The sequence below is a fragment of the Citrobacter sp. Marseille-Q5395 genome (assembly GCF_947057495.1).
Classification (GTDB): domain Bacteria; phylum Pseudomonadota; class Gammaproteobacteria; order Enterobacterales; family Enterobacteriaceae; genus Citrobacter; species Citrobacter murliniae.
Genome location: NZ_CAMSEL010000001.1, coordinates 682,268 through 704,348, shown reverse-complemented (window position 1 = coordinate 704,348; position 22,081 = coordinate 682,268). Strand labels below are relative to the sequence as shown.

Annotated in this window: 27 protein-coding genes; 14 read left to right on the top strand and 13 right to left on the bottom strand. The window is 51.0% G+C overall.

Going from position 1 to position 22,081, the window contains the following annotated elements; genetic code table 11:
- Positions 1–45: 45 nt before the first annotated feature.
- The 9 genes from ptsN to OH663_RS03215 all read right to left on the bottom strand — a co-directional run bounded on the left by ptsN (position 46) and on the right by OH663_RS03215 (position 6,801).
- The gene (gene ptsN, locus OH663_RS03255) at positions 46–537 is read right to left on the bottom strand and encodes a PTS IIA-like nitrogen regulatory protein PtsN (RefSeq protein ID WP_045448092.1); all 492 of its coding nucleotides are present in this window, start codon (positions 535–537) and stop codon (positions 46–48) included.
- Positions 538–620: 83 nt separating this feature from the next.
- Positions 621–908 (bottom strand): ribosome hibernation promoting factor, encoded by a 288-nt coding sequence (gene hpf / locus OH663_RS03250; RefSeq protein WP_005121327.1) that lies wholly within the window; start codon positions 906–908, stop codon positions 621–623.
- Between the two features lie 22 nt (positions 909–930).
- Positions 931–2,364 (bottom strand): RNA polymerase factor sigma-54, encoded by a 1,434-nt coding sequence (gene rpoN / locus OH663_RS03245; protein ID WP_045448089.1) that lies wholly within the window; start codon positions 2,362–2,364, stop codon positions 931–933.
- Positions 2,365–2,410: 46 nt separating this feature from the next.
- Positions 2,411–3,136 carry an LPS export ABC transporter ATP-binding protein gene (gene lptB / locus OH663_RS03240; RefSeq protein ID WP_040234138.1) on the bottom strand — a complete coding sequence of 242 codons (726 nt, stop codon included), beginning with the start codon at positions 3,134–3,136 and terminating at the stop codon, positions 2,411–2,413.
- A 6-nt stretch (positions 3,137–3,142) separates the two neighbouring features.
- Positions 3,143–3,697, bottom strand: coding sequence for a lipopolysaccharide ABC transporter substrate-binding protein LptA (gene lptA, locus OH663_RS03235; protein WP_045448086.1), 555 nt, complete (start codon positions 3,695–3,697; stop codon positions 3,143–3,145).
- Complete coding sequence (lptC, locus tag OH663_RS03230; protein ID WP_045448083.1) at positions 3,666–4,241, bottom strand: LPS export ABC transporter periplasmic protein LptC; 576 nt, start codon at positions 4,239–4,241, stop codon at positions 3,666–3,668. Before lptC ends, lptA begins: the two co-directional genes overlap by 32 nt.
- Positions 4,238–4,804 (bottom strand): 3-deoxy-manno-octulosonate-8-phosphatase KdsC, encoded by a 567-nt coding sequence (gene kdsC, locus OH663_RS03225; protein WP_045448081.1) that lies wholly within the window; start codon positions 4,802–4,804, stop codon positions 4,238–4,240. Before kdsC ends, lptC begins: the two co-directional genes overlap by 4 nt.
- 19 nt (positions 4,805–4,823) lie before the next feature.
- Positions 4,824–5,810, bottom strand: coding sequence for an arabinose-5-phosphate isomerase KdsD (kdsD, locus tag OH663_RS03220; RefSeq protein WP_048220481.1), 987 nt, complete (start codon positions 5,808–5,810; stop codon positions 4,824–4,826).
- A gap of 13 nt (positions 5,811–5,823) precedes the next feature.
- A complete protein-coding gene (locus OH663_RS03215; protein WP_045448076.1) occupies positions 5,824–6,801 on the bottom strand; it encodes a calcium/sodium antiporter in 978 nt (325 codons plus the stop codon).
- A gap of 214 nt (positions 6,802–7,015) precedes the next feature.
- On the opposite strand from OH663_RS03215, the gene mlaF reads away from it, so the two are divergent.
- The 7 genes from mlaF to murA all read left to right on the top strand — a co-directional run bounded on the left by mlaF (position 7,016) and on the right by murA (position 11,897).
- Positions 7,016–7,828, top strand: coding sequence for a phospholipid ABC transporter ATP-binding protein MlaF (gene mlaF, locus OH663_RS03210; protein ID WP_045448073.1), 813 nt, complete (start codon positions 7,016–7,018; stop codon positions 7,826–7,828).
- Between the two features lie 7 nt (positions 7,829–7,835).
- The gene (gene mlaE / locus OH663_RS03205) at positions 7,836–8,618 is read left to right on the top strand and encodes a lipid asymmetry maintenance ABC transporter permease subunit MlaE (protein WP_045448070.1); all 783 of its coding nucleotides are present in this window, start codon (positions 7,836–7,838) and stop codon (positions 8,616–8,618) included.
- A 4-nt stretch (positions 8,619–8,622) separates the two neighbouring features.
- Positions 8,623–9,180, top strand: coding sequence for an outer membrane lipid asymmetry maintenance protein MlaD (gene mlaD, locus OH663_RS03200; RefSeq protein WP_045449803.1), 558 nt, complete (start codon positions 8,623–8,625; stop codon positions 9,178–9,180).
- Between the two features lie 18 nt (positions 9,181–9,198).
- Positions 9,199–9,834, top strand: coding sequence for a phospholipid-binding protein MlaC (mlaC, locus tag OH663_RS03195; protein WP_045448067.1), 636 nt, complete (start codon positions 9,199–9,201; stop codon positions 9,832–9,834).
- Positions 9,834–10,130, top strand: coding sequence for a lipid asymmetry maintenance protein MlaB (gene mlaB / locus OH663_RS03190; protein ID WP_045448064.1), 297 nt, complete (start codon positions 9,834–9,836; stop codon positions 10,128–10,130). Before mlaC ends, mlaB begins: the two co-directional genes overlap by 1 nt.
- A gap of 199 nt (positions 10,131–10,329) precedes the next feature.
- Positions 10,330–10,584 (top strand): BolA family iron metabolism protein IbaG, encoded by a 255-nt coding sequence (gene ibaG, locus OH663_RS03185; RefSeq protein ID WP_003025040.1) that lies wholly within the window; start codon positions 10,330–10,332, stop codon positions 10,582–10,584.
- Between the two features lie 53 nt (positions 10,585–10,637).
- Positions 10,638–11,897, top strand: a complete 1,260-nt coding sequence (gene murA, locus OH663_RS03180) for a UDP-N-acetylglucosamine 1-carboxyvinyltransferase (protein ID WP_045448061.1) — start codon at positions 10,638–10,640, stop codon at positions 11,895–11,897.
- Between the two features lie 53 nt (positions 11,898–11,950).
- Here murA and sfsB read toward each other — a convergent pair whose 3' ends face one another.
- Both sfsB and ispB read right to left on the bottom strand, forming a co-directional pair.
- Positions 11,951–12,235, bottom strand: a complete 285-nt coding sequence (gene sfsB / locus OH663_RS03175; RefSeq protein WP_045448058.1) for a DNA-binding transcriptional regulator SfsB — start codon at positions 12,233–12,235, stop codon at positions 11,951–11,953.
- A gap of 231 nt (positions 12,236–12,466) precedes the next feature.
- Positions 12,467–13,438 carry an octaprenyl diphosphate synthase gene (gene ispB / locus OH663_RS03170; RefSeq protein ID WP_045448055.1) on the bottom strand — a complete coding sequence of 324 codons (972 nt, stop codon included), beginning with the start codon at positions 13,436–13,438 and terminating at the stop codon, positions 12,467–12,469.
- 258 nt (positions 13,439–13,696) lie between these two features.
- On the opposite strand from ispB, the gene rplU reads away from it, so the two are divergent.
- The 4 genes from rplU to cgtA all read left to right on the top strand — a co-directional run bounded on the left by rplU (position 13,697) and on the right by cgtA (position 16,565).
- Positions 13,697–14,008, top strand: coding sequence for a 50S ribosomal protein L21 (gene rplU, locus OH663_RS03165; protein ID WP_003025032.1), 312 nt, complete (start codon positions 13,697–13,699; stop codon positions 14,006–14,008).
- A 19-nt stretch (positions 14,009–14,027) separates the two neighbouring features.
- Positions 14,028–14,285: a 50S ribosomal protein L27 gene (rpmA, locus tag OH663_RS03160; RefSeq protein WP_003025030.1), complete on the top strand. Its 258-nt coding sequence runs from the start codon at positions 14,028–14,030 to the stop codon at positions 14,283–14,285.
- A gap of 126 nt (positions 14,286–14,411) precedes the next feature.
- Positions 14,412–15,377 (top strand): DMT family transporter, encoded by a 966-nt coding sequence (locus OH663_RS03155; RefSeq protein WP_045448053.1) that lies wholly within the window; start codon positions 14,412–14,414, stop codon positions 15,375–15,377.
- A 15-nt stretch (positions 15,378–15,392) separates the two neighbouring features.
- Complete coding sequence (gene cgtA, locus OH663_RS03150) at positions 15,393–16,565, top strand: Obg family GTPase CgtA (RefSeq protein ID WP_045448051.1); 1,173 nt, start codon at positions 15,393–15,395, stop codon at positions 16,563–16,565.
- Between the two features lie 98 nt (positions 16,566–16,663).
- Here cgtA and dacB read toward each other — a convergent pair whose 3' ends face one another.
- Positions 16,664–18,100, bottom strand: coding sequence for a serine-type D-Ala-D-Ala carboxypeptidase (gene dacB / locus OH663_RS03145; protein WP_200010081.1), 1,437 nt, complete (start codon positions 18,098–18,100; stop codon positions 16,664–16,666).
- Between the two features lie 248 nt (positions 18,101–18,348).
- On the opposite strand from dacB, the gene greA reads away from it, so the two are divergent.
- The gene (greA, locus tag OH663_RS03140) at positions 18,349–18,825 is read left to right on the top strand and encodes a transcription elongation factor GreA (RefSeq protein ID WP_045448047.1); all 477 of its coding nucleotides are present in this window, start codon (positions 18,349–18,351) and stop codon (positions 18,823–18,825) included.
- Positions 18,826–18,980: 155 nt separating this feature from the next.
- On the opposite strand, the gene yhbY is transcribed toward greA, so the two are convergent.
- Positions 18,981–19,274 carry a ribosome assembly RNA-binding protein YhbY gene (gene yhbY / locus OH663_RS03135; RefSeq protein ID WP_003025016.1) on the bottom strand — a complete coding sequence of 98 codons (294 nt, stop codon included), beginning with the start codon at positions 19,272–19,274 and terminating at the stop codon, positions 18,981–18,983.
- A 125-nt stretch (positions 19,275–19,399) separates the two neighbouring features.
- Here yhbY and rlmE point away from each other — a divergent pair, with 125 nt between their 5' ends.
- Entirely contained in the window at positions 19,400–20,029 is a 630-nt protein-coding gene (rlmE, locus tag OH663_RS03130) for a 23S rRNA (uridine(2552)-2'-O)-methyltransferase RlmE (RefSeq protein ID WP_004106110.1), read from the top strand.
- A gap of 99 nt (positions 20,030–20,128) precedes the next feature.
- Positions 20,129–22,060, top strand: coding sequence for an ATP-dependent zinc metalloprotease FtsH (ftsH, locus tag OH663_RS03125; protein ID WP_045448044.1), 1,932 nt, complete (start codon positions 20,129–20,131; stop codon positions 22,058–22,060).
- Positions 22,061–22,081 lie beyond the last annotated feature (21 nt).

The window sequence follows — 22,081 nt, the reverse complement described above, 5'->3', positions numbered from 1 at the left end:
GTACTGTTTCTCCTCACAACGACAGAAAAAGATGCCATTGGGTTATTATGCCTCATCCTGTTCACCTTCGGTGTCCGTGATGATTTGATACAACTCCTGGTCGCTTTGTGCGGCACGCAGGCGACGACAGATGGTTTTATCTGCCAGGCGTTTTGCAACCAGTGACAGCGTATGTAAATGCGTTTTGGTTTGATCGGCAGGGACCAGCAGAGCGAAAAGCAGATCAACAGGCTGATTATCAATGGCGTCGAAAGCGATGGGGGTTTCGAGTTGAACAAACACGCCGACCGCACGTAACGTATCTTCTTCCAGCTTACCGTGCGGAATTGCGATACCATTGCCGATGCCGGTACTGCCCATTTTCTCACGCGTCAGAATGGCTTCAAACACCACCTGAGGAGGCAAGCTGAGCTGCTTTGCCGCCAGTTCGCTAATGATTTCCAGTGCGCGTTTCTTACTTTGGCAGTGAACGGCCGCGCGTGTACATTCTTGGTTAAGAACATTGCTCAGTTGTAGAGTCGTATCGTTATTTGTCATAATTTCACCTAAGCGCTAACTGTACAAATGGCCTGTTGTGCTTCACAACAGGCCGTCCTGCACCCGCTAACTGCCCGGACAAGTTAGTGCTGTTTCAGTTTATCTTTATGTTTTGTTAGCTGCCGAGCCAGTTTATCAATTAAACCGTCAATGGCGGCGTACATATCCTGACCTTCCGCGCTGGCATGAATTTCGCCACCGTTCACATGCAGTGTTGCATCCGAGATGTGTGTAACCTTCTCCACTTTCAACACAATATAAACCTGATTAATCCTGTCGAAATATTGCTCAAGTTTGGCGAACTTTGTGGTAACAAAGTCGCGCAGGGCTTCAGTAATTTCGACGTTATTTCCAGTGATGTTGAGCTGCATAGTGTCTTCCTTATCGGTTGGGTCAGACCAGTTGTTTGCGCTGGTTAGACGGCGGAATGGATAAAGACTCTCGGTACTTCGCAACGGTGCGGCGCGCCACCATGATACCCTGTTCTGACAGCATAGAGGTTAACTTGCTGTCACTCAGCGGTTTCGCAGGGTTCTCCGCAGCAATTAATTTCTTCACCAGCGCGCGTATCGCTGTAGAAGAGGCTTCGCCTCCACCTTCAGTATTTACGTGACTGGAGAAGAAATACTTCAATTCAAAAATGCCGCGCGGACTGTGCAGGTATTTTTGCGTGGTCACTCGGGAAATGGTCGATTCGTGCATCTCGACGGCTTGGGCGATATCTGCCAGCACCATCGGTTTCATAAACTCTTCGCCTTGTTCAAAGAAGGCTTGCTGTTGCTCAACAATACAGCGACTGACGCGCAACAGTGTGTCATTACGGCTTTCCAGGCTTTTTATCAGCCACTTCGCATCCTGCAGATTACTACGGATAAACTGGCTGTCTGCATCGTTACGCGCACCGTTGCACATGGCGGCGTAGTGCTGGTTGATTTGTAAGCGCGGAATGCTGTCGCTGTTCAGTTCGACGACCCAGCGATCGTTATGCTTACGTACCAGCACATCCGGGATCACGTATTCCGGTTCACCCGTCTGGATCGACTGTCCGGGTCTTGGGTCGAGCGACTGGATAAGATTTACAGCCTCTTTCAGTACATCTTCTTTCAGTCGGGTCACGCGCATCAGCGTGCGGAAGTCGTGATTGGCGAGCAGATCAAGATGATCGCTGATGATCAGGCGAGTTTCTTCCAGCCATGGTGTGGCTTTGTCAAACTGCGAAAGTTGGATCAGTAAGCAGTCACGGAGATCTTTTGCCGCAACACCAACAGGATCAAAACGTTGAACGCGTTTAAGCACGGCCTCGATTTCATCCATACCGATGTCGTCATCGCCCATGCTTTCGAGAATTTCGTCCAGAGAAACCGTGAGATACCCTGTATCATCCACCGCGTCTACAATTGACGTCGCAATGGCGCGATCGGTATCCGAAAATGGAGTCAGCTCCACTTGCCACATTAGATAATCTTGTAGCGATTGCGTGGTTTCACCCTGATACACCGGTAGTTCGTCGTCAATGTAATCCCCGCTGGCTCCAGACGGCGTACCCGCGGTGTAAATTTCATCCCAACTGGTGTCTAGCGGTAGCTCTTCCGGCATCTCTTTTTGTTCGAGTGCATCTGCAGTATCGAGAGATTCGCTGTCCTGTTTTTCCTGGGTATCAATTTCGTCGTGAAGATCGGTTTGCTCGAGCAGTGGGTTACTTTCCAGCGCTTGCTGAAGTTCTTGCTGAAGTTCCAGCGTGGACAGCTGCAACAGACGGATAGCCTGTTGAAGCTGAGGCGTCATCGCCAGTTGTTGGCTAAGCCTGAGTTGCAAACCTTGCTTCATGTTCAGAGTTGTTTTCTCCCGCGGTAACGTGAAGTCTTCTACCCTATCAGAGTCTGAAGTCTTCCCCAAGGTATACGCGCTTAACGTGTTCGTCTTGCAGTATTTCGGTAGGCGTACCGTGTGCGATCAGATGCCCCTGGCTCACAATGTAGGCTCGCTCACAGACCGCCAGCGTTTCGCGAACGTTATGGTCGGTAATCAGCACGCCCAGCCCGCTATCTCGCAGGTGTTCAATGATGCGTTTGATATCAATAACGGAAATCGGGTCAACGCCGGCAAAGGGTTCATCCAGCAGGATAAATTTCGGATTTGCAGCCAGCGCACGGGCGATTTCCACACGGCGCCGTTCACCGCCGGACAGCGATTGCCCCAGGCTGTCGCGCAGATGTTCGATATGGAATTCTTCCATCAGTTCGTTGGCGCGATCTTCACGTTGTTCACTGGAAAGATCGTCACGAATTTGCAGCACTGCCATCAGGTTATCAAATACGCTCAGGCGACGAAAAATAGAGGCTTCCTGCGGTAAGTAGCCGATGCCGCGACGTGCGCGCGCATGCAGCGGCAGCAGGCTGATGTCTTCATCATCAATGATGATGTTGCCAGCATCGCGCGGCACAATGCCGACAACCATGTAAAAGGTCGTTGTTTTACCCGCACCGTTAGGGCCGAGCAGACCAACGATCTCCCCGGAGTTGACGGTCAAACTGACATCTTCCACTACGCGGCGGCCTTTGTAGGCTTTTGCAAGATTCTTTGCAGTTAATGTTGCCATAACGAATCAGTTACCTTTTTTCTCTGCCGGAGCCTTGGTTTTGCCTTTATCCTGCAGTTGTGACGGCACCAGTACAGTGGTGACGCGTTTGCCTTTATCACTGAAGGCCTGCATTTTCTGCTCTTTAACCAGATAGGTTATTTTGTCACCGGAGATATTGCTGTCTACCTGCTCCAGATAAGCTTTGCCTGTCAGCACGACGAAATCTTTTGCCAGTTCATAGTGCATTTGTGACGCGTGGCCGTTAACGGGTTTACCGTTATCCTGCATCTGGTAAAACGTTGCCGGGTTACCATAACCATCGATCACTTCTTTACCGTCTTCACCGCCGGGGCGGGTCACGACGACTTTATCGGCATTAATTTTGATGGTGCCCTGGGTCACGACCACATTACCGGTAAACGTTACCACGTTGCCCTGCATATCCAGGGATTGTTGATCCGATTCAATGTGGATCGGTTGCTCGGTATCGCCGGTTACGGCAAATGCCGGAATGCTGGCGGCCAGAAGTGAGCTGGCAAGCACAAGGTTAAGGCTGAGTTTGTTTGTTTTGAATTTCATATGAGGTTCTAACCTTTTCAATCAGCTCGGCGTTCTTGCTGCGTAAGTTGCCGCGCATCTTCAGTCCGCTGGAGTTAAATGTTGTTCCGTACAACGTAACCAGATCATCCGAAGTAACATCTTGCGTCACCAGGTTAATCTGCGCGTTATCGGTAGTAATTCTGCGTAGTTGAGAGTCAGGAACCAGCGCGTTGACTTCAACGTGGCCATACAGATAGAGCATACGATCATTGGTTAATTTGGCTTTATCGGCCTTGATTGACCAGGTCGGTACTTTATCCTTATCAAATGTGGTTAATACTGGTTGAGTAAACCACGAAACAGCCTGATCTGAATAATATTCAACGTGTTGAGCGATCAAGCGATAGCTTAGTGCGCCTTCCGGGCTATATACAACGGTATCGGTATGTTCGCTCTTATAGGTTGGCTCATTGCTATTCACCACTACTTCAGTGGTGTCGTCTTTGTCTGCCAGGTTAATACCAATCAGCACAAGGATAGCCAGCGACAGTAGAATGATAACCCAACGTCTGGTTTTGCTCATATCGATTGCCCTTTGGCCTCATCCAGTTTGCCCTGCGCCAGGAGTAATAAATCGCAGACTTCACGTACAGCGCCGCGCCCCCCGTCGATGTGGGTGACATAGTCGGCACGCGGGATCAGCAAAGGATGTGCATCCGCTACCGCTACGCTTAATCCCACTTTTTCCATCACCGGCCAGTCGATCAGATCGTCGCCAACGTACGCTACATTTTCAGGTGCAATCGCCAGTTTCTTGAGTAGGTCGTCAAAGGCGACCAGTTTGTCAGATTGCCCCTGGTAGAGATGAGCGATCCCCAGAGTGGCACAACGATCTTCTACAAGTTTAGCCTTTCGTCCGGTAATAATGGCAACCTCAATACCTGAAGTGAGCGCACAACGAATTCCGTAGCCATCACGAACGTTAAATGCTTTCAGCTCTTCGCCATTGTTGCCCATATAAATCAGACCGTCAGACAGAACGCCATCCACGTCAAGGATGAGCAGACGAATATTTTCTGCCCTGGTGATGACTTCAGTGCTGACGGGTCCATAACAGGTCGCAAGCGACGCACCTGCTTTACTCATTTCTTTTATCCTTGAATTTCTACACTACGCCTGCACGCAGCAGATCATGCATATGTAACACACCGAGTAACTGGTCGCCATCAGCAACCATTACCGAAGTGATATGGCGGGACTGCATTAAGTTCAGGGCATCAACGGCAAGAATGCCTGGACGCACACGAATGCCTCCAGGTGTCATGACATCAGCAATGCCTAACTGGCGTACATCGACACCCATATCAAAAACACGGCGTAAGTCGCCATCCGTGAAGATGCCGTCAATCTTCATTTTGTCATCGCAGATGACGGTCATACCGAGATTCTTACGAGTGATCTCAAGTAAGGCATCACGCAGGCTGGCGCGCTTGTTTACATGCGGGATCTCGTCGCCCGTATGCATAATATCGTTAACGCGTAATAAAAGCTTACGACCCAATGCGCCACCCGGGTGAGATAACGCAAAATCTTCTGCGGTAAAGCCGCGAGCTTTTAATAATGCAACAGCAAGTGCATCACCCATCACCAGCGTCGCGGTTGTACTACTGGTCGGTGCCAGACCTAACGGGCAGGCCTCCTTAGGCACTTTAACACATAGATGCACATCTGCCGCACGTGCCATGCTGCTTTCCGGACGACCGGTCATGCAGATAAGCGGCACGTGAAGGCGTTTTAGAACCGGGATTAACGCTGCAATCTCATTTGATTCGCCTGAGTTAGAAATGGCGATCACGACGTCTTGCGGCGATACCATACCCAGATCGCCATGCGCGGCTTCGCCAGGATGTACGAAAAATGACGGGGTGCCAGTGCTGGCAAAAGTGGCGGCCATTTTCCGCCCGATATGCCCGGATTTTCCCATCCCCATGACCACAACTTTGCCCGGGCAACCGAATATTTTTTCACATGCGAGGGTAAAATTCTGGTTGATATACTGATCAAGCTCCGCCAGGCCTTCACGTTCAATTGCCAGGACTTCCTTACCTGCTTGCTGAAAGTCAAAACCCGGTTGCAACTCTAAGTGCGACATAATGCGTTTCCAGTTATCCAACGAGAAGTGGCGATAACCAATACAGCATCGCCAGCCATATGATAAAACCGCCAGTCAATAGCGCACCAGCGCCTCGACTTATCTGGCGCGGACGTCGCCAGCAGAGTAATGCAAAAATAACGCTCACCAGCAACATGACGCTATAATCACGGCTGAAGGCCATCGGATTGACCTCGCCCGGTGTGATCAGTGCGGGCAGTCCGAGGACGATTACAATATTAAAAATGTTCGCGCCGATGATATTGCCGACGGCGATATCGTTTTCACCCTTGCGCAGACCTGCGATTGCCGTTGCCAGTTCAGGCAGGCTGGTGCCAATGGCCACCACCGTCAAACCGATAGTGAGTTCGCTCATGGCAAAGTAATTCGCCAGCACAGTGGCGTTATCCACCACCATACGTGTTGCCATCGGCATAATAATCAGCGCAATACCCAACCATAAAAATGCGACGGGCAGTCCGCCTTCGCGAGGCAGCTCCGCCACTTGCTCCCGGGTAAGGCTGTCATTTCCTTGCCGCTCTGCCAGACGCGCGATTTTAACAATGAATAGCAGCCATAGCACGGCAAGAAGCAGCAGAAAAAAACCATCGCTGCGACTTAGTTGCCCGTCATACAGTACGGATGCAGCGAGTATGCTCACCAGCAACATTAGCGGTAATTCCCGACGCAGAACATCAGAATGCACGGTAAAAGGGTGAATCAGTGCTGACAGGCCTAAAATGAGAAGAATGTTGGTGATGTTGGAGCCGATAGCTGTACCGACGGCTAAGTCGAGCTGCCCATTCATCGATGCGGCAACGGAGACAATAATCTCAGGTAATGATGTACCAATGCTGACGACTGTCATCCCAATGATGATCGGGGGAATGCCAAACGTTCGGCATAAAATGGATGCGGCAAACACCATACGGTCGGCACCGTAGACCACCAGAAGTAAACCAATTATTAACAGCGCCGTCGCTAAAAGCATCTAAAGTCCTTTCTTCAGGTATACTCGCCGGTCCACTGAAGGATCTTCTGGAAGCCGTGACGAATTCTTAATTTTGACTTTATGCGGCTAAAAAGTAAAACAAATGCCAGCTTTCGCTAACCAGGGTGGGTAATAATCTGTAAATATGTTGGGTTCAGGGCTAAATTGAGCGCCAAACTCTTCGAACAACGAGGCAATAGTAAAGGATGAATCAATGGGTCAGTCTGTGGCGAATCTAGTCGATATGCGCGATGTCAGCTTTTCCCGAGGCGATCGCTGCATTTTTGATAATATTTCCCTGACGGTGCCGCGCGGAAAGGTAACGGCGATCATGGGGCCATCAGGCATCGGTAAAACAACGCTGTTGCGTTTGATTGGCGGACAGATCCCCCCGGATAACGGCGAGATACTTTTTGATGGCGAGAACGTCCCTGCTATGTCTCGTTCGCGTTTGTACACCGTGCGTAAGCGTATGAGCATGCTGTTTCAGTCAGGTGCGTTGTTTACCGACATGAATGTGTTTGATAACGTCGCCTATCCCCTGCGTGAGCATACAACGTTACCCGCGCCGTTGCTGAGAAGCACGGTGATGATGAAACTGGAGGCTGTCGGCCTGCGCGGTGCGGCAAAATTAATGCCTTCTGAATTATCTGGTGGGATGGCGCGGCGTGCGGCATTAGCACGCGCTATCGCGCTGGAGCCAGACCTCATCATGTTTGATGAACCGTTTGTCGGTCAGGATCCCATTACCATGGGCGTGTTGGTGAAGCTGATTTCAGAGCTGAACAGCGTACTGGGCGTTACCTGTGTAGTGGTGTCTCATGATGTGCCAGAGGTACTGAGTATTGCGGATTACGCCTATATTATGGCGGACAAAAAAATAGTGGCCTACGGTAGTGCTCAGGCACTACAAGAAAATGCCGATCCGCGGGTGCGCCAGTTCCTTGACGGTATTGCCGATGGGCCGGTTCCATTCCGCTACCCGGCGGGCGATTACCACACTGATTTACTCAAAACAGGGAGTTAAGCCACCCATGCTGTTAAATGCGCTGGCATCACTCGGGCATCGAGGGATAAAAACCCTCAGGACGTTCGGGCGCGCCGGATTAATGTTGTTCAATGCGGTAGTCGGCAAGCCGGAGTTTCGCAAACATGCGCCGCTGCTGATCCGTCAGCTCTATAATGTCGGCGTCTTATCGATGCTTATCATTATCGTTTCTGGCGTGTTCATCGGTATGGTGCTGGGGTTGCAGGGATATCTGGTACTGACGACTTACAGCGCGGAAACCAGCCTTGGTATGCTCGTGGCGCTTTCATTGCTGCGCGAGCTGGGGCCGGTCGTTGCGGCGTTGCTTTTCGCCGGACGAGCTGGCTCTGCCTTAACCGCAGAAATCGGCTTGATGCGGGCGACCGAGCAGCTTTCCAGTATGGAAATGATGGCGGTCGATCCACTGCGCCGCGTGATCTCTCCGCGTTTTTGGGCCGGAGTCATTTCGCTGCCGCTGCTGACGATTATCTTTGTCGCAGTGGGTATCTGGGGCGGCTCACTGGTTGGCGTAAGCTGGAAGGGGATTGACGCAGGCTTTTTCTGGTCTGCGATGCAGAATGCCGTCGACTGGCGTCTGGATCTGGTCAACTGTTTGATTAAGAGCGTGGTGTTCGCCATTACGGTCACATGGATTGCATTGTTCAATGGTTATGATGCTATTCCGACCTCTGCCGGCATTAGCCGGGCAACGACACGCACCGTTGTGCACGCATCTCTTGCCGTTTTGGGGCTGGATTTTGTGCTGACCGCATTGATGTTTGGGAATTGAGTTCATGCAAACGAAAAAAAATGAGATTTGGGTCGGGTTATTCCTGCTGGTTGCGCTGCTGGCGGCGTTGTTTGTTTGTCTGAAAGCAGCCAATGTCACCTCCATGCGTACCGAGCCGACTTACACGATTTATGCGACTTTTGATAATATCGGCGGCTTGAGAGAGCGTTCTCCGGTACGGATTGGCGGGGTAGTGGTTGGACGCGTTGCAGACATTTCGTTAGATCCGAAAACGTACCTGCCACGTGTAACGCTGGAAATTGAAGAGCGCTTTAACCATATTCCCGATACCAGTTCACTGAGTATCCGTACCTCCGGCCTGTTAGGTGAGCAGTATCTGGCCCTGAACGTTGGTTTTGAAGATCCTGAGCTGGGAACGTCTATCCTGAAAGATGGCGGTACGATTCAGGACACCAAATCCGCGATGGTGCTGGAAGATATGATTGGTCAGTTCCTTTACAACAGCAACAGTAAAGGTGATGACAATAAGAATTCTGGCGATGCGTCATCTGCGGCAGAAGGCAATAATGAAGCCACTACGCCTGCGGGCGCAACGAAGTAATCTCAGGAGAATCGACGTATGTTTAAACGATTGATGATGGTGGCTATGCTGGTTATTGCCCCACTTAGCGCCGCAAATGCAGCGGATCAGACTAATCCTTACAAACAGATGAATGAGGCGGCGCAGAAAACTTTTGACCGTCTGAAAAACGAGCAACCAAAAATTCGTTCTAATCCGGAATACTTGCGCGTTATCGTCGATCAGGAACTGCTGCCGTACGTTCAGGTAAAATATGCCGGAGCACTGGTACTGGGCCGTTATTACAAAGATGCTACGCCAGCGCAGCGTGACGCGTATTTCACTGCATTTCGTGAGTACCTGAAGCAAGCCTATGGCCAGGCGCTGGCAATGTATCACGGCCAGACCTATCAGATCGCCCCGGAACAACCACTGGGCGATGCGACCATCGTGCCGATCCGCGTGACCATCAACGATCCAAATGGCCGCCCTCCTGTGCGCCTGGATTTCCAGTGGCGTAAAAATTCCCAGACCGGTAACTGGCAGGCATATGACATGATCGCCGAAGGCGTCAGCATGATCACCACGAAACAGAATGAGTGGAGTGACCTGTTGCGTACCAAAGGTATCGATGGCCTGACGGCGCAGCTGAAATCTATTTCTCAGCAGAAAATCACTCTGGAAGAGAAAAAATAATGACGCAGTCACTCACCTGGGCGCGTGAAGGTGACAAGCTGGTACTCGTGGGAGAACTGGATCAGGACGTGCTAAATCCGCTCTGGGATGCGCGCGTTGAAGCGATGAAAGGGGTAACCTGCATTGACCTGAGCCAGGTTTCCCGGGTTGATACCGGTGGACTGGCATTATTGCTACACCTGATTGACCAGGGCAAGCAGCAGGGAAATAGCGTTTCGCTCAGCGGTGTTAACGAAAAGGTTTACACACTGGCGCAGCTTTACAATCTGCCCGACGATGTCCTTCCCCGCCTGTAATCAATGCCGGATGGTGGCGTAAGCGCCTATCCGGCCTACATATTCACGTTGATCCTGTAGGCCTGATAAGACCCGTTAGCGTCGCCATGCGGTAATTTTGCGGTCATGATCCACCAGCCAGGCCTTTTGCTTATTTATGACAGCGCAACTTTGCTCTAAGATGTTGGGCTGTTTTCACTATCTGACGAATGAAGATCCCATGGAAAATAATGAAATTCAGAGCGTGCTAATGAATGCACTCTCCCTCCAGGAAGTCCACGTTTCTGGCGATGGCAGTCACTTTCAGGTTATTGCCGTGGGTGAGATGTTTGAAGGCATGAGCCGGGTCAAGAAGCAGCAATCAGTCTATGGCCCGTTGATGGAATACATTGCGGATAACCGCATTCATGCTGTGTCGATCAAAGCATTTACCCCAGCGGAATGGGCGCGCGATCGCAAACTTAACGGTTTTTGAGCTACGGGTGCTGCACCGGTAGCGAATATGAATTCTTAACAGAGAACAGAATAATGGATAAATTCCGTGTTCAGGGGCCAACTAAGCTCCAGGGCGAAGTCACCATTTCAGGCGCTAAAAACGCTGCACTGCCGATCCTGTTTGCGGCGTTGCTGGCAGAAGAACCTGTAGAGATCCAAAACGTCCCAAAACTGAAAGACGTTGACACCTCAATGAAGTTGCTGAGCCAGTTGGGTGCGAAAGTTGAACGCAATGGTTCCGTGCACATTGATGCTCGTGACGTAAACGTCTTCTGCGCGCCATATGACCTGGTTAAAACTATGCGTGCGTCCATCTGGGCGTTGGGGCCGCTGGTAGCCCGCTTTGGTCAGGGCCAGGTTTCACTGCCGGGTGGATGTACTATTGGTGCGCGTCCGGTTGATCTGCACATTACTGGCCTTGAGCAATTGGGTGCAACCATCAAGCTGGAAGAAGGTTATGTGAAAGCGTCCGTTGATGGTCGTCTGAAAGGCGCGCACATCGTGATGGACAAAGTTAGCGTCGGTGCGACGGTAACCATCATGTGTGCGGCAACGCTTGCAGAAGGTACCACCATCATCGAAAACGCCGCGCGCGAACCGGAAATTGTGGATACCGCTAATTTCCTGATTGCACTGGGCGCGAAGGTAAGTGGTCAGGGTACCGATCGTATTACCATTGAGGGTGTTGAACGCCTTGGTGGCGGCGTGTATCGCGTTCTACCTGACCGTATTGAAACCGGGACCTTCCTGGTTGCAGCGGCGATCTCTCGTGGCAAAATTATCTGCCGTAACGCGCAGCCGGACACGCTGGATGCTGTTCTGGCTAAGCTGCGTGATGCGGGCGCCGATATTGAAGTTGGTGCAGACTGGATTAGTCTCGACATGCACGGTAAGCGTCCGAAAGCGGTTAACGTGCGTACTGCGCCGCATCCGGCGTTCCCTACCGATATGCAGGCTCAGTTCACGCTGTTGAACCTGGTTGCGGAAGGGACTGGCTTCATCACGGAAACGGTGTTTGAAAACCGCTTTATGCACGTGCCGGAGCTGAGCCGTATGGGCGCTCACGCGGAAATCGAAAGCAATACCGTTATTTGCCACGGCGTTGAAACACTCTCTGGTGCGCAAGTTATGGCAACAGATTTACGTGCGTCAGCAAGTCTGGTACTGGCTGGATGTATTGCAGAAGGTACGACGGTTGTCGATCGTATTTATCACATCGATCGCGGCTATGAGCGCATCGAAGATAAACTGCGTGCGCTGGGCGCAAACATTGAGCGTGTGAAAGGCGAGTAATCGTTAACGCTTCTTGTCCCCCCATATCTTTGATATGGAGGGGACTGCCCGACTCACTCGAGACTCTTTTTCTCTTTGCGGGTTCTCATCATGCGCGTTCTGTCGATGAATTCATGTGTCTTTGCATCGTGATAACGCGATGGCCAAATAACCCAAGGATCCGTTCCTAGCGCGTTCGCAATAATCACTTCTCCTTTTGGCCATGGTCGTGTTAACGCATTCGCCAGTGTCGATGAGCTTAATCCGTTTTTTCGCGACTCTGCTGCCATTGACGTTCCTTTTTTGCGTAGCCCTGCGATGATGTCTGCCGGATGCCAGTCAATGAGTTTGCTTTCCATAAATCCATCACTCCTTTGGTTAACCACTTACGCTGTCACAATAATCCTGTCTAAACACTATACGCTCAGAGAATGAATGCTCTAAAATGTTCGTGTAATGTTTAAGAATATTCAGAATATGCCAGGAGGGCTAGCGTTGGTTCTGTCAGAGGGATAGTGCAAAAGGAGTTTATTGGAACTTATAGGATTATCCCGTGCGTGGCACGGGATAATGTATGATTCAGGGGGGGATTAACGGTCGCGCTGAACCGCGATATGTGCCAGGCCGATCAGGGCTTCTCTCCACGGCGTATCAGGAAGAACCTGAAGTGCGGCAATGGCCTTATCGGCTTCTTCTTCTGCACGCTGGCGAGTCCACTCCAGTGAACCGCAGGCATTCATAGCTTCAAGAACAGGCTCCAGAAGGTGACGACCATTCCCTTGCTCAATAGCCTGGCGAATCATCAGCGCCTGTTCTGGAGTACCATGACGCATGGCATGTAGCAGCGGAAGTGTAGGTTTACCCTCATTGAGGTCATCCCCGACGTTTTTACCCAACTGTTCGCCATCTGCGCTGTAATCCAGTAAATCGTCAATTAGCTGGAAAGCGGTGCCGAGATAGCGGCCATAATCCTGCAACCCTTTTTCCTGCTCAGCGCTACAACCAGCCAGAATGCCAGAACATTGGGCCGCTGCTTCAAACAGACGCGCAGTCTTGCTGTAGATAACGCGCATATAGTTTTCTTCGGTAATGTCCGGGTCGTTTACGTTCATCAACTGCAGAACTTCACCTTCGGCAATGACGTTTACCGCTTTCGACATAACCTCCAACACTTTCAGTGAACCGAGGCTGGTCATCATTTGAAAGGCGCGAGTATAGATAAAATCGCCGACCAGCACGCTGGCCGCATTACCAAATGCGGCATTCGCCGTTGCTTTGCCTCGGCGCATATCGGATTCATCCACAACATCGTCATGAAGCAGAGTCGCGGTGTGGATAAACTCGATTAGGGCCGCGATCGTAACGTGTGCATTATCCTGATAGCCAACGGCGCGAGCAGCGAGTACGGCGATCATCGGGCGAATACGTTTTCCGCCACCGCTAACGATGTAGTACCCCAACTGATTGATCAACTGAACGTCGGAATTGAGCTGTTCAAGGATTGTTGCATTGACACCCGCCATATCTTGCGCGGTTAACTCATTGATTTTTTCTAAATTCATCGCAAAAGCCGGGCTTCTCGCCCCGATTACCTCACAGTATGACAAGGTAACGTCGGGTTTAGGGTTAGAAATATATGCTGATTGTACTGAAAAAACGCCACAGATAAACGTTGCCGTACGTGTTGTGTTTTTTTTCTTCATGTATTGACGGTAGCACTTGTCAAAGGCTCGCGTTTTGCGTAATATTCGCGCCCTATTGTGAATATTTATAGCGCACTCTGAATCATCAAAAAGGTGTGCGTGGAAGCGGAGTTTTTTATGTACGCGGTTTTCCAAAGTGGTGGTAAACAACACCGAGTAAGCGAAGGTCAGACCGTTCGCCTGGAAAAGCTGGACATCGCAACTGGCGAATCTGTTGAATTCGCAGAAGTTCTGATGATCGCAAACGGTGAAGAAGTCAAAATCGGCGTTCCTTTCGTTGATGGCGGCGTTATCAAAGCTGAAGTTGTTGCTCACGGTCGTGGCGAGAAAGTTAAGATTGTTAAGTTTCGTCGTCGTAAACACTATCGTAAGCAGCAGGGCCATCGTCAGTGGTTCACTGATGTGAAAATCACTGGCATCAGCGCTTAAGTTAAGGGGAGCAGGTTAAATGGCACATAAAAAGGCTGGCGGCTCGACTCGTAACGGTCGCGATTCAGAAGCTAAACGTCTGGGCGTAAAACGCTTCGGCGGCGAAACAGTTTTGGCTGGTAGCATCATCGTTCGTCAACGTGGTACTAAATTCCACGCTGGCTCTAACGTTGGTTGCGGCAAAGACCACACTCTGTTTGCTAAAGCAGACGGTAAAGTGAAATTTGAAGTGAAAGGCCCGAAAAACCGTAAATTCATCAGCATTGTTGCTGAATAAGTTTTTCGCGTCCCGGTAACGGATAAAAGCCCCGCAACACGTTGCGGGGCTTTTTACATTCGACGACCGGTAAATATGCTCGTTGTACCGTCGCAATCCGGAACGAGCCCTTGCAGGGAATACGGCATGAAGCAGCAGGCAGGTATTGGTATTCTTTTGGCACTCACGACCGCAGTCTGTTGGGGTGCTTTACCAATAGCGATGAAGCAAGTGCTGGAGGTGATGGAGCCTCCTACCGTGGTGTTCTACCGTTTTTTAATGGCAAGCATTGGCCTTGGAGCTATTCTTGCGGTTAAAAAAAAGCTCCCACCTTTGCGTATTTTTCGTAAAGCGCGTTGGCTGGTACTACTGGCTATCGCCACGGGTGGACTGTTCGGTAACTTCATTCTGTTTAGTTCTTCTTTGCAATATTTGAGCCCAACGGCTTCGCAGGTTATCGGTCAACTGTCACCGGTTGGCATGATGATCGCCAGCGTCTTTATTCTGAAAGAAAAGATGCGTGGTACGCAGGTCATTGGCGCCATTATGCTTCTGAGCGGGCTGGTGTTGTTTTTTAATACCAGTCTGATCGAAATTTTCACCAAGCTGACCGATTACACCTGGGGTGTAATTTTTGGTGTCGGCGCGGCGATGGTTTGGGTGAGCTATGGGGTTGCGCAAAAGGTGTTATTGCGTCGCCTGGCTTCACCGCAGATCCTGTTTTTACTGTACACTTTATGTACGATAGCGCTATTGCCCTTGGCTAAACCCGGTGTAATAGCGCAGCTTAGCGACTGGCAGCTTGCCTGTCTGGTGTTCTGCGGCCTGAATACGCTGGTAGGATACGGTGCCCTCGCGGAAGCGATGGCACGCTGGCAGGCGGCGCAGGTGAGCGCCATTATTACGCTCACGCCGCTGTTTACGCTGTTATTTTCAGATTTATTATCACTGGCCTGGCCCGATTTCTTCGCCAGACCGATGCTAAACCTTTTAGGTTATCTCGGTGCGTTTATCGTGGTTGCGGGCGCGATGTATTCCGCCATTGGTCATCGTATTTGGGGCGGTTTACGTAAGCATGAAACGGTGGTTTCGCAACCCCGCTCAGGCGAATGATTTACGGAGAGTAAAATGAAGTTTGTTGATGAAGCATCGATCCTGGTCGTTGCAGGTGATGGCGGTAATGGTTGCGTCAGCTTCCGCCGCGAAAAGTATATCCCGAAAGGCGGCCCGGACGGCGGCGATGGTGGTGATGGTGGTGACGTATGGCTGGAAGCCGACGAAAACCTGAACACGCTGATCGATTATCGCTTTGAAAAATCGTTCCGTGCGGAACGTGGTCAGAATGGCGCGAGCCGTGATTGCACCGGTAAGCGTGGTAAAGACGTCACCATCAAAGTCCCTGTAGGTACGCGCGTTATCGATCAGGGTACGGGCGAAACCATGGGTGACATGACCAAACACGGGCAACGTCTGATGGTCGCGAAAGGCGGCTGGCACGGCCTGGGTAACACCCGTTTTAAATCCTCGGTTAACCGTACTCCACGTCAGAAAACGATGGGTACACCGGGAGATAAGCGCGATCTAATGCTGGAGCTGATGCTGTTAGCGGATGTGGGTATGCTGGGCATGCCAAACGCCGGTAAATCGACGTTTATTCGTGCGGTATCTGCAGCGAAGCCGAAAGTCGCGGATTATCCGTTCACCACCCTGGTTCCTAGCCTGGGTGTTGTGCGTATGGACAACGAAAAGAGCTTTGTGGTTGCCGACATCCCGGGTTTGATTGAAGGGGCTGCTGAAGGCGCAGGTTTGGGGATCCGCTTCCTGAAACATCTGGAACGTTGTCGCGTGCTGCTGCACCTCATCGATATCGATCCAATTGACGGTTCAGATCCGGTAGAAAACGCCCGTATCATTATCGGTGAACTGGAAAAATACAGTCAGGATCTGGCTTCTAAGCCGCGTTGGTTAGTGTTTAACAAAATTGATTTGATGGACAAGACTGAAGCGGAAGAAAAAGCGAAAGCGATCGCGCAAGCGCTGGGCTGGGAAGGTAAATATTATCTGATCTCTGCCGCCAGTCAGTTGGGTGTGAAAGATCTTTGCTGGGATGTGATGACCTTCATCATTGAGAACCCGATTGTTCAGGCTGAAGAAGCGAAACAGCCGGAGAAAGTGGAGTTCATGTGGGACGATTATCACCGTCAGCAGCTCGCTGAAGTCGAAGACGAAGCGGAAGATGACTGGGATGACGACTGGGACGAAGACGACGAAGAAGGCGTTGAGTTCATCTACAAGCGTTAATTTTGTCATCCGATGAATAGCTAACGGGCCGCTTATGCGGCCCGTTTTTTTTCCGTAGGCTGGATAGGGCGTGAGCCGCTATCCGGCAAGAAATGTTCTTAGTTGTTCTGATAAATGTCTTTATACAGCCGACTCTCGAAGCGTACCAAAGGAATACGGCGGTTGCGCTGGTCAGCCGGCTCAACCGCATAGCCAGACAGGTATTGCACAAACGCCATCCGTTGCCCACTTGCCGTGGTAATGAACCCGGCGAGGTTATAAACCCCTTGTAAAGAGCCTGTCTTCGCAGAGACTTTGCCATCGACGCCTGCCTGATGCAGACCAGCACGGTATTGCAGAGAGCCATCATGGCCTGCCAGCGGCAGCATCGTGATAAAGTTCAGCTCATTATCATGCTGCGCAATATATTGCAGCACCTGCATCATGGTGGCGGGCGCAATCAGGTTATGACGCGACAGTCCTGAACCATCAGCAATGATGGTGTTGCCAATATCAACACCTGCTTGCTGGCGCAGGATCTGGCGTACGGCATCGGAGCCTGCACGCCAGGTTCCCGGCACATTAAATCGTGCGTGGCCAATCATACGAAAAACGGTGTCGGCAATCATGTTGTCCGATTTTTTCAGCATAATCTTAAGCAGATCGTGCAAAGGTGCTGACTGTTTGCTGGCAACAACAGTGCCAGGCTCGTTGACCAGCGTCTGGCGCAGCAGTGTACCGCTGTAGGTTATACCTGCTTGTTTCAGCTCATCTTTGATAATGGCTCCGGCATAGCTGGCACCATCCTGAATGGCAAACGCGAGAGGCAGTGGTTCGGCGCGCTGAGGCAGACAACCAGTCAGCGTGAAGCGGTTCAGATCGCCAGGAACCACATCCAGTTCACAATATTGGGCTTCCGCAGAACCACGTGCCAGCGTGCGTACCTGACTGAACATGGTGACCGGGTAGTAAGATGCTACGCGAATAAAGGCGAGGTCGTTTGGTTTTTGTGCGCTGTAAAGCGAAACAGAGAAACAGTTACGATCGACAATTGCTGCTGCAGGCGGGGCGCTGAAACACTGCGTCATGTCGTTCCAGGGCCAGCCTGGCGCTTTATCATGGCTGGCAAAAATGGACGTATCAATAAGGACATTTCCGTCAATTTGCGTTACACCTGCTTTTTTCAGGGTCGCCACCATATTGCGAATATCCTGGCGTTTTAGCGTCGGATCGGCACCAAATCGCGCTACTAAGTCACCCTTCAATATCCCGCCTTCCACATTGCCTTTTGTCTCAAGCGTCGTGGCAAAACGAAAGTCAGGCCCAAGCTGAATCAATGCCGCGAGGGCGGTGATAACTTTTTGGGTACTGGCGGGTAGCGCCATCTGCTGGCTATGGTAATCAATCGCGGGTGCAGGGGCCCCGACCTTCTGTACCATAAGGGCGAGGTTGGCCCCAGCAGGAAGCTGGTTGATGTACTCGTCAACATTCGCAGCCTGAACGCTGAACGCCGCTATAGTGGCAGTCAATCCAATGGTAAATCTGGAAAATCGCATAATCTCGCGCTAACAACCTGGAAACAGGCCGTCATACTACGGCGCAACGCCCCAAAAAGTAAACGATGACCCATAGGGAACTCCAGGGTAAAATGATCATCAAATAGAAAATCGTAGCTGACCTGGAGCTTTGTGCCCCGGGTCGGTATTTTTTTGCTTCTGACTCTGGCATGGCGTATGCCAGGGTGGGCTTAGCAGCCGGGGTGAAGACAAGCGCCCCCTACAGGAATGTTCAAGAGGTATAACAAATGCAAGCTATCCCGATGACCTTACGTGGTGCTGAAAAACTGCGCGAAGAGCTGGATTTTCTGAAATCTGTGCGCCGCCCTGAAATTATCGCCGCTATCGCCGATGCTCGTGAGCACGGTGATCTTAAAGAGAACGCGGAGTATCACGCGGCCCGTGAACAGCAGGGATTCTGCGAAGGGCGCATTAAAGATATCGAAGCTAAGCTGTCTAACGCGCAGGTTATCGATGTCACTAAAATGCCAAACAATGGCCGCGTCGTTTTCGGTGCAACGGTAACAGTGCTGAATCTCGATAACGACGAAGAGCAGACCTGGCGCATCGTGGGCGATGATGAAGCTGATTTTAAACAGAACCTGATTTCTGTGAATTCCCCTATCGCGCGTGGCCTGGTCGGTAAAGAGCAGGATGATGTGGTGGTTATCAAAACGCCGGGCGGTGAAGTGGAATATGAAGTGATTAAGGTAGAATACCTGTAAGAATTACCCAATACTCAAGATGTTGATGTATTGTAAAGAAAGGAAAAAGGCCGCATAGCGGCCTTTTATCAACGAAGAGAGCGTGGCATTTTGCTCTCCTGCTAGCAGAAACTCCCGCGTTTTACACAAACTTCGTGTTCAATTTTGGGATATTCTTAGCGTGGCAGCGAGATTTTACGTTCTTTAGTCGGGCGATACAGTACCAGCGTTTTGCCGATGACCTGTACATTACAGGCGCCGGTTTCGCGTACGATAGCTTCCACGATCAAGGTTTTAGTATCGCGATCTTCCGAGGCGATTTTCACCTTGATAAGTTCATGGTGCTCTAACGCTTGTTCAATCTCGGCCAGTACCCCTTCGGTCAAACCATTATTGCCAAGCATAACTACAGGCTTGAGCGGATGTGCCAGACCTTTCAGGTGCTGTTTTTGTTTAGTACTCAGATTCATCGTATATTTTTGCTTACGTTGGGATTGAAAACGGGTCATTCTACCGCCATCTCCCTTATATCGCCAAATAGCTGTGTAGAAATTTACACCATTGGTTACGATGAACTGCCCGATGGGAAAGTGAAATGACAGGTAAAAAGCGTTCTGCCAGCTCAAGCCGCTGGCTTCAGGAACACTTTAGCGATAAATATGTTCAACAGGCACAGAAAAAGGGGTTACGTTCCCGTGCCTGGTTTAAACTTGATGAAATACAGCAGAGTGACAAGATTTTTAAGCCGGGGATGACGATTGTTGACCTCGGCGCTGCACCCGGTGGCTGGTCGCAATATGCGGTTACGCAGATCGGGAACAGCGGCCGCATTATCGCTTGTGATCTTTTACCTATGGATCCAATCGTTGGTGTGGACTTCCTTCAGGGCGACTTTCGTGATGAATTAGTCCTGAAAGCGTTACTTGAGCGCGTAGGTGACAGTAAAGTACAAGTTGTCATGTCTGATATGGCGCCAAATATGTGTGGAACACCGGCGGTGGATATTCCCCGGGCCATGTATCTGGTAGAGCTGGCGCTTGGAATGGCTCGTGATGTATTAGCGCCAGGTGGTAGTTTTGTAGTGAAGGTGTTCCAGGGCGAAGGTTTCGATGAGTATCTAAGAGAGATTCGCTCCCTGTTTACGAAGGTCAAAGTTCGTAAGCCGGACTCTTCTCGCGCCCGTTCGCGTGAAGTGTACATTGTAGCGACCGGGCGTAAACCATAACCGGTAGATTTCAAACGGAAGTTTGAAAGACGCTGGATATAGAGTATCCTGACGCTGTTTTTAACACAGTTGTAATATGAGGTTAATCCCTTGAGTGACATGGCGAAAAACCTAATACTCTGGCTGGTCATTGCCGTTGTGCTGATGTCAGTATTCCAGAGCTTTGGGCCCAGCGAGTCTAATGGCCGTAAGGTTGATTACTCTACCTTCCTGCAAGAGGTCAATCAGGACCAGGTTCGTGAAGCGCGTATCAACGGACGTGAGATTAACGTTACCAAGAAAGATAGTAACCGTTACACGACCTACATCCCGGTTAACGATCCGAAGCTGCTTGATAACCTGCTGACCAAAAACGTCAAGGTTGTTGGCGAGCCGCCTGAAGAGCCGAGCCTGCTGGCTTCTATCTTCATTTCCTGGTTCCCAATGCTGCTGCTGATTGGTGTCTGGATCTTCTTTATGCGTCAGATGCAGGGCGGTGGTGGCAAAGGCGCCATGTCGTTCGGTAAGAGTAAAGCGCGCATGCTGACGGAAGATCAGATCAAAACCACTTTTGCTGACGTTGCAGGTTGTGACGAAGCGAAAGAAGAGGTGGCTGAACTGGTTGAATACCTGCGCGAACCTAGCCGTTTCCAGAAGTTGGGCGGTAAAATCCCGAAAGGCGTCCTGATGGTCGGTCCTCCGGGTACGGGTAAAACCCTGTTGGCGAAAGCCATCGCGGGTGAAGCAAAGGTTCCATTCTTCACTATTTCCGGTTCTGATTTCGTGGAAATGTTCGTGGGTGTCGGTGCATCTCGTGTGCGTGACATGTTCGAACAGGCCAAGAAAGCTGCACCGTGCATCATCTTCATCGATGAAATCGACGCCGTAGGTCGCCAGCGTGGCGCAGGTCTGGGTGGTGGTCATGATGAACGTGAGCAAACGCTGAACCAGATGCTGGTTGAGATGGATGGTTTCGAAGGTAACGAAGGTATCATCGTTATCGCGGCAACTAACCGTCCGGACGTTCTTGACCCTGCGCTGTTGCGTCCAGGCCGTTTTGACCGTCAGGTTGTTGTTGGTCTGCCGGATGTTCGTGGTCGTGAACAGATCCTGAAAGTGCATATGCGTCGCGTACCGCTGTCTCCGGACATCGATGCGGCAATCATTGCCCGTGGTACCCCTGGCTTCTCCGGTGCAGACCTGGCGAACCTGGTGAACGAAGCGGCACTGTTTGCTGCCCGTGGCAACAAGCGCGTTGTGTCGATGGTTGAATTCGAGAAAGCGAAAGACAAAATCATGATGGGTGCGGAACGTCGCTCCATGGTGATGACGGAAGCGCAGAAAGAATCCACCGCGTATCACGAAGCGGGCCACGCGATTATCGGCCGCCTGGTACCGGAACACGATCCGGTGCATAAAGTGACGATTATTCCGCGCGGTCGTGCGCTGGGGGTGACCTTCTTCCTGCCTGAAGGTGACGCAATCAGCGCCAGCCGTCAGAAACTGGAAAGCCAGATCTCTACGCTGTACGGCGGTCGTCTGGCTGAAGAGATCATCTACGGTGCAGAACATGTTTCTACCGGTGCGTCGAACGACATTAAAGTCGCGACTAACCTGGCGCGTAACATGGTGACGCAGTGGGGCTTCTCTGAAAAACTGGGTCCGTTGCTGTATGCGGAAGAAGAAGGCGAAGTGTTCCTGGGACGTTCTGTTGCGAAAGCAAAACATATGTCCGATGAAACTGCGCGCATCATCGATCAGGAAGTTAAATTGCTGATTGAACGTAACTATGACCGCGCTCGTCGCCTTCTGAACGATAACCTGGATATTCTGCACTCGATGAAAGATGCGCTCATGAAATATGAGACTATCGATGCACCACAGATTGATGACCTGATGGCTCGTCGTGATGTGCGCCCGCCAGCTGGCTGGGAAGAGTCTGGTACTTCTAACAACTCTGGCAACAATGGCACCCCGAGTGCGCCGCGTCCGACTGAAGAGCCGCGTACGCCGAATGCGGGCAACATGTCAGAGCAGTTAGGCGACAAATAAGTTATCGCTGTTGATGACCAT

Bases quoted from the DNA above. Each gene is read 5' to 3' on its own strand.
- rpmA (WP_003025030.1), top strand. From the start codon at position 14,028: ATGGCACATAAAAAGGCTGGCGGCTCGACTCGTAACGGTCGCGATTCA.
- mlaF (WP_045448073.1), top strand. From the start codon at position 7,016: ATGGGTCAGTCTGTGGCGAATCTAGTCGATATGCGCGATGTCAGCTTT.
- mlaC (WP_045448067.1), top strand. From the start codon at position 9,199: ATGTTTAAACGATTGATGATGGTGGCTATGCTGGTTATTGCCCCACTT.
- lptC (WP_045448083.1), bottom strand. From the start codon at position 4,241: ATGAGCAAAACCAGACGTTGGGTTATCATTCTACTGTCGCTGGCTATC.
- greA (WP_045448047.1), top strand. From the start codon at position 18,349: ATGCAAGCTATCCCGATGACCTTACGTGGTGCTGAAAAACTGCGCGAA.
- lptA (WP_045448086.1), bottom strand. From the start codon at position 3,697: ATGAAATTCAAAACAAACAAACTCAGCCTTAACCTTGTGCTTGCCAGC.
- hpf (WP_005121327.1), bottom strand. From the start codon at position 908: ATGCAGCTCAACATCACTGGAAATAACGTCGAAATTACTGAAGCCCTG.
- mlaD (WP_045449803.1), top strand. From the start codon at position 8,623: ATGCAAACGAAAAAAAATGAGATTTGGGTCGGGTTATTCCTGCTGGTT.
- cgtA (WP_045448051.1), top strand. From the start codon at position 15,393: ATGAAGTTTGTTGATGAAGCATCGATCCTGGTCGTTGCAGGTGATGGC.
- OH663_RS03155 (WP_045448053.1), top strand. From the start codon at position 14,412: ATGAAGCAGCAGGCAGGTATTGGTATTCTTTTGGCACTCACGACCGCA.
- yhbY (WP_003025016.1), bottom strand. From the start codon at position 19,274: ATGAATCTGAGTACTAAACAAAAACAGCACCTGAAAGGTCTGGCACAT.
- sfsB (WP_045448058.1), bottom strand. From the start codon at position 12,235: ATGGAAAGCAAACTCATTGACTGGCATCCGGCAGACATCATCGCAGGG.
- lptB (WP_040234138.1), bottom strand. From the start codon at position 3,136: ATGGCAACATTAACTGCAAAGAATCTTGCAAAAGCCTACAAAGGCCGC.
- ptsN (WP_045448092.1), bottom strand. From the start codon at position 537: ATGACAAATAACGATACGACTCTACAACTGAGCAATGTTCTTAACCAA.
- OH663_RS03215 (WP_045448076.1), bottom strand. From the start codon at position 6,801: ATGCTTTTAGCGACGGCGCTGTTAATAATTGGTTTACTTCTGGTGGTC.
- kdsC (WP_045448081.1), bottom strand. From the start codon at position 4,804: ATGAGTAAAGCAGGTGCGTCGCTTGCGACCTGTTATGGACCCGTCAGC.
- ibaG (WP_003025040.1), top strand. From the start codon at position 10,330: ATGGAAAATAATGAAATTCAGAGCGTGCTAATGAATGCACTCTCCCTC.
- kdsD (WP_048220481.1), bottom strand. From the start codon at position 5,810: ATGTCGCACTTAGAGTTGCAACCGGGTTTTGACTTTCAGCAAGCAGGT.
- ftsH (WP_045448044.1), top strand. From the start codon at position 20,129: ATGGCGAAAAACCTAATACTCTGGCTGGTCATTGCCGTTGTGCTGATG.
- mlaB (WP_045448064.1), top strand. From the start codon at position 9,834: ATGACGCAGTCACTCACCTGGGCGCGTGAAGGTGACAAGCTGGTACTC.
- dacB (WP_200010081.1), bottom strand. From the start codon at position 18,100: ATGCGATTTTCCAGATTTACCATTGGATTGACTGCCACTATAGCGGCG.
- rpoN (WP_045448089.1), bottom strand. From the start codon at position 2,364: ATGAAGCAAGGTTTGCAACTCAGGCTTAGCCAACAACTGGCGATGACG.
- ispB (WP_045448055.1), bottom strand. From the start codon at position 13,438: ATGAATTTAGAAAAAATCAATGAGTTAACCGCGCAAGATATGGCGGGT.
- rplU (WP_003025032.1), top strand. From the start codon at position 13,697: ATGTACGCGGTTTTCCAAAGTGGTGGTAAACAACACCGAGTAAGCGAA.
- rlmE (WP_004106110.1), top strand. From the start codon at position 19,400: ATGACAGGTAAAAAGCGTTCTGCCAGCTCAAGCCGCTGGCTTCAGGAA.
- mlaE (WP_045448070.1), top strand. From the start codon at position 7,836: ATGCTGTTAAATGCGCTGGCATCACTCGGGCATCGAGGGATAAAAACC.
- murA (WP_045448061.1), top strand. From the start codon at position 10,638: ATGGATAAATTCCGTGTTCAGGGGCCAACTAAGCTCCAGGGCGAAGTC.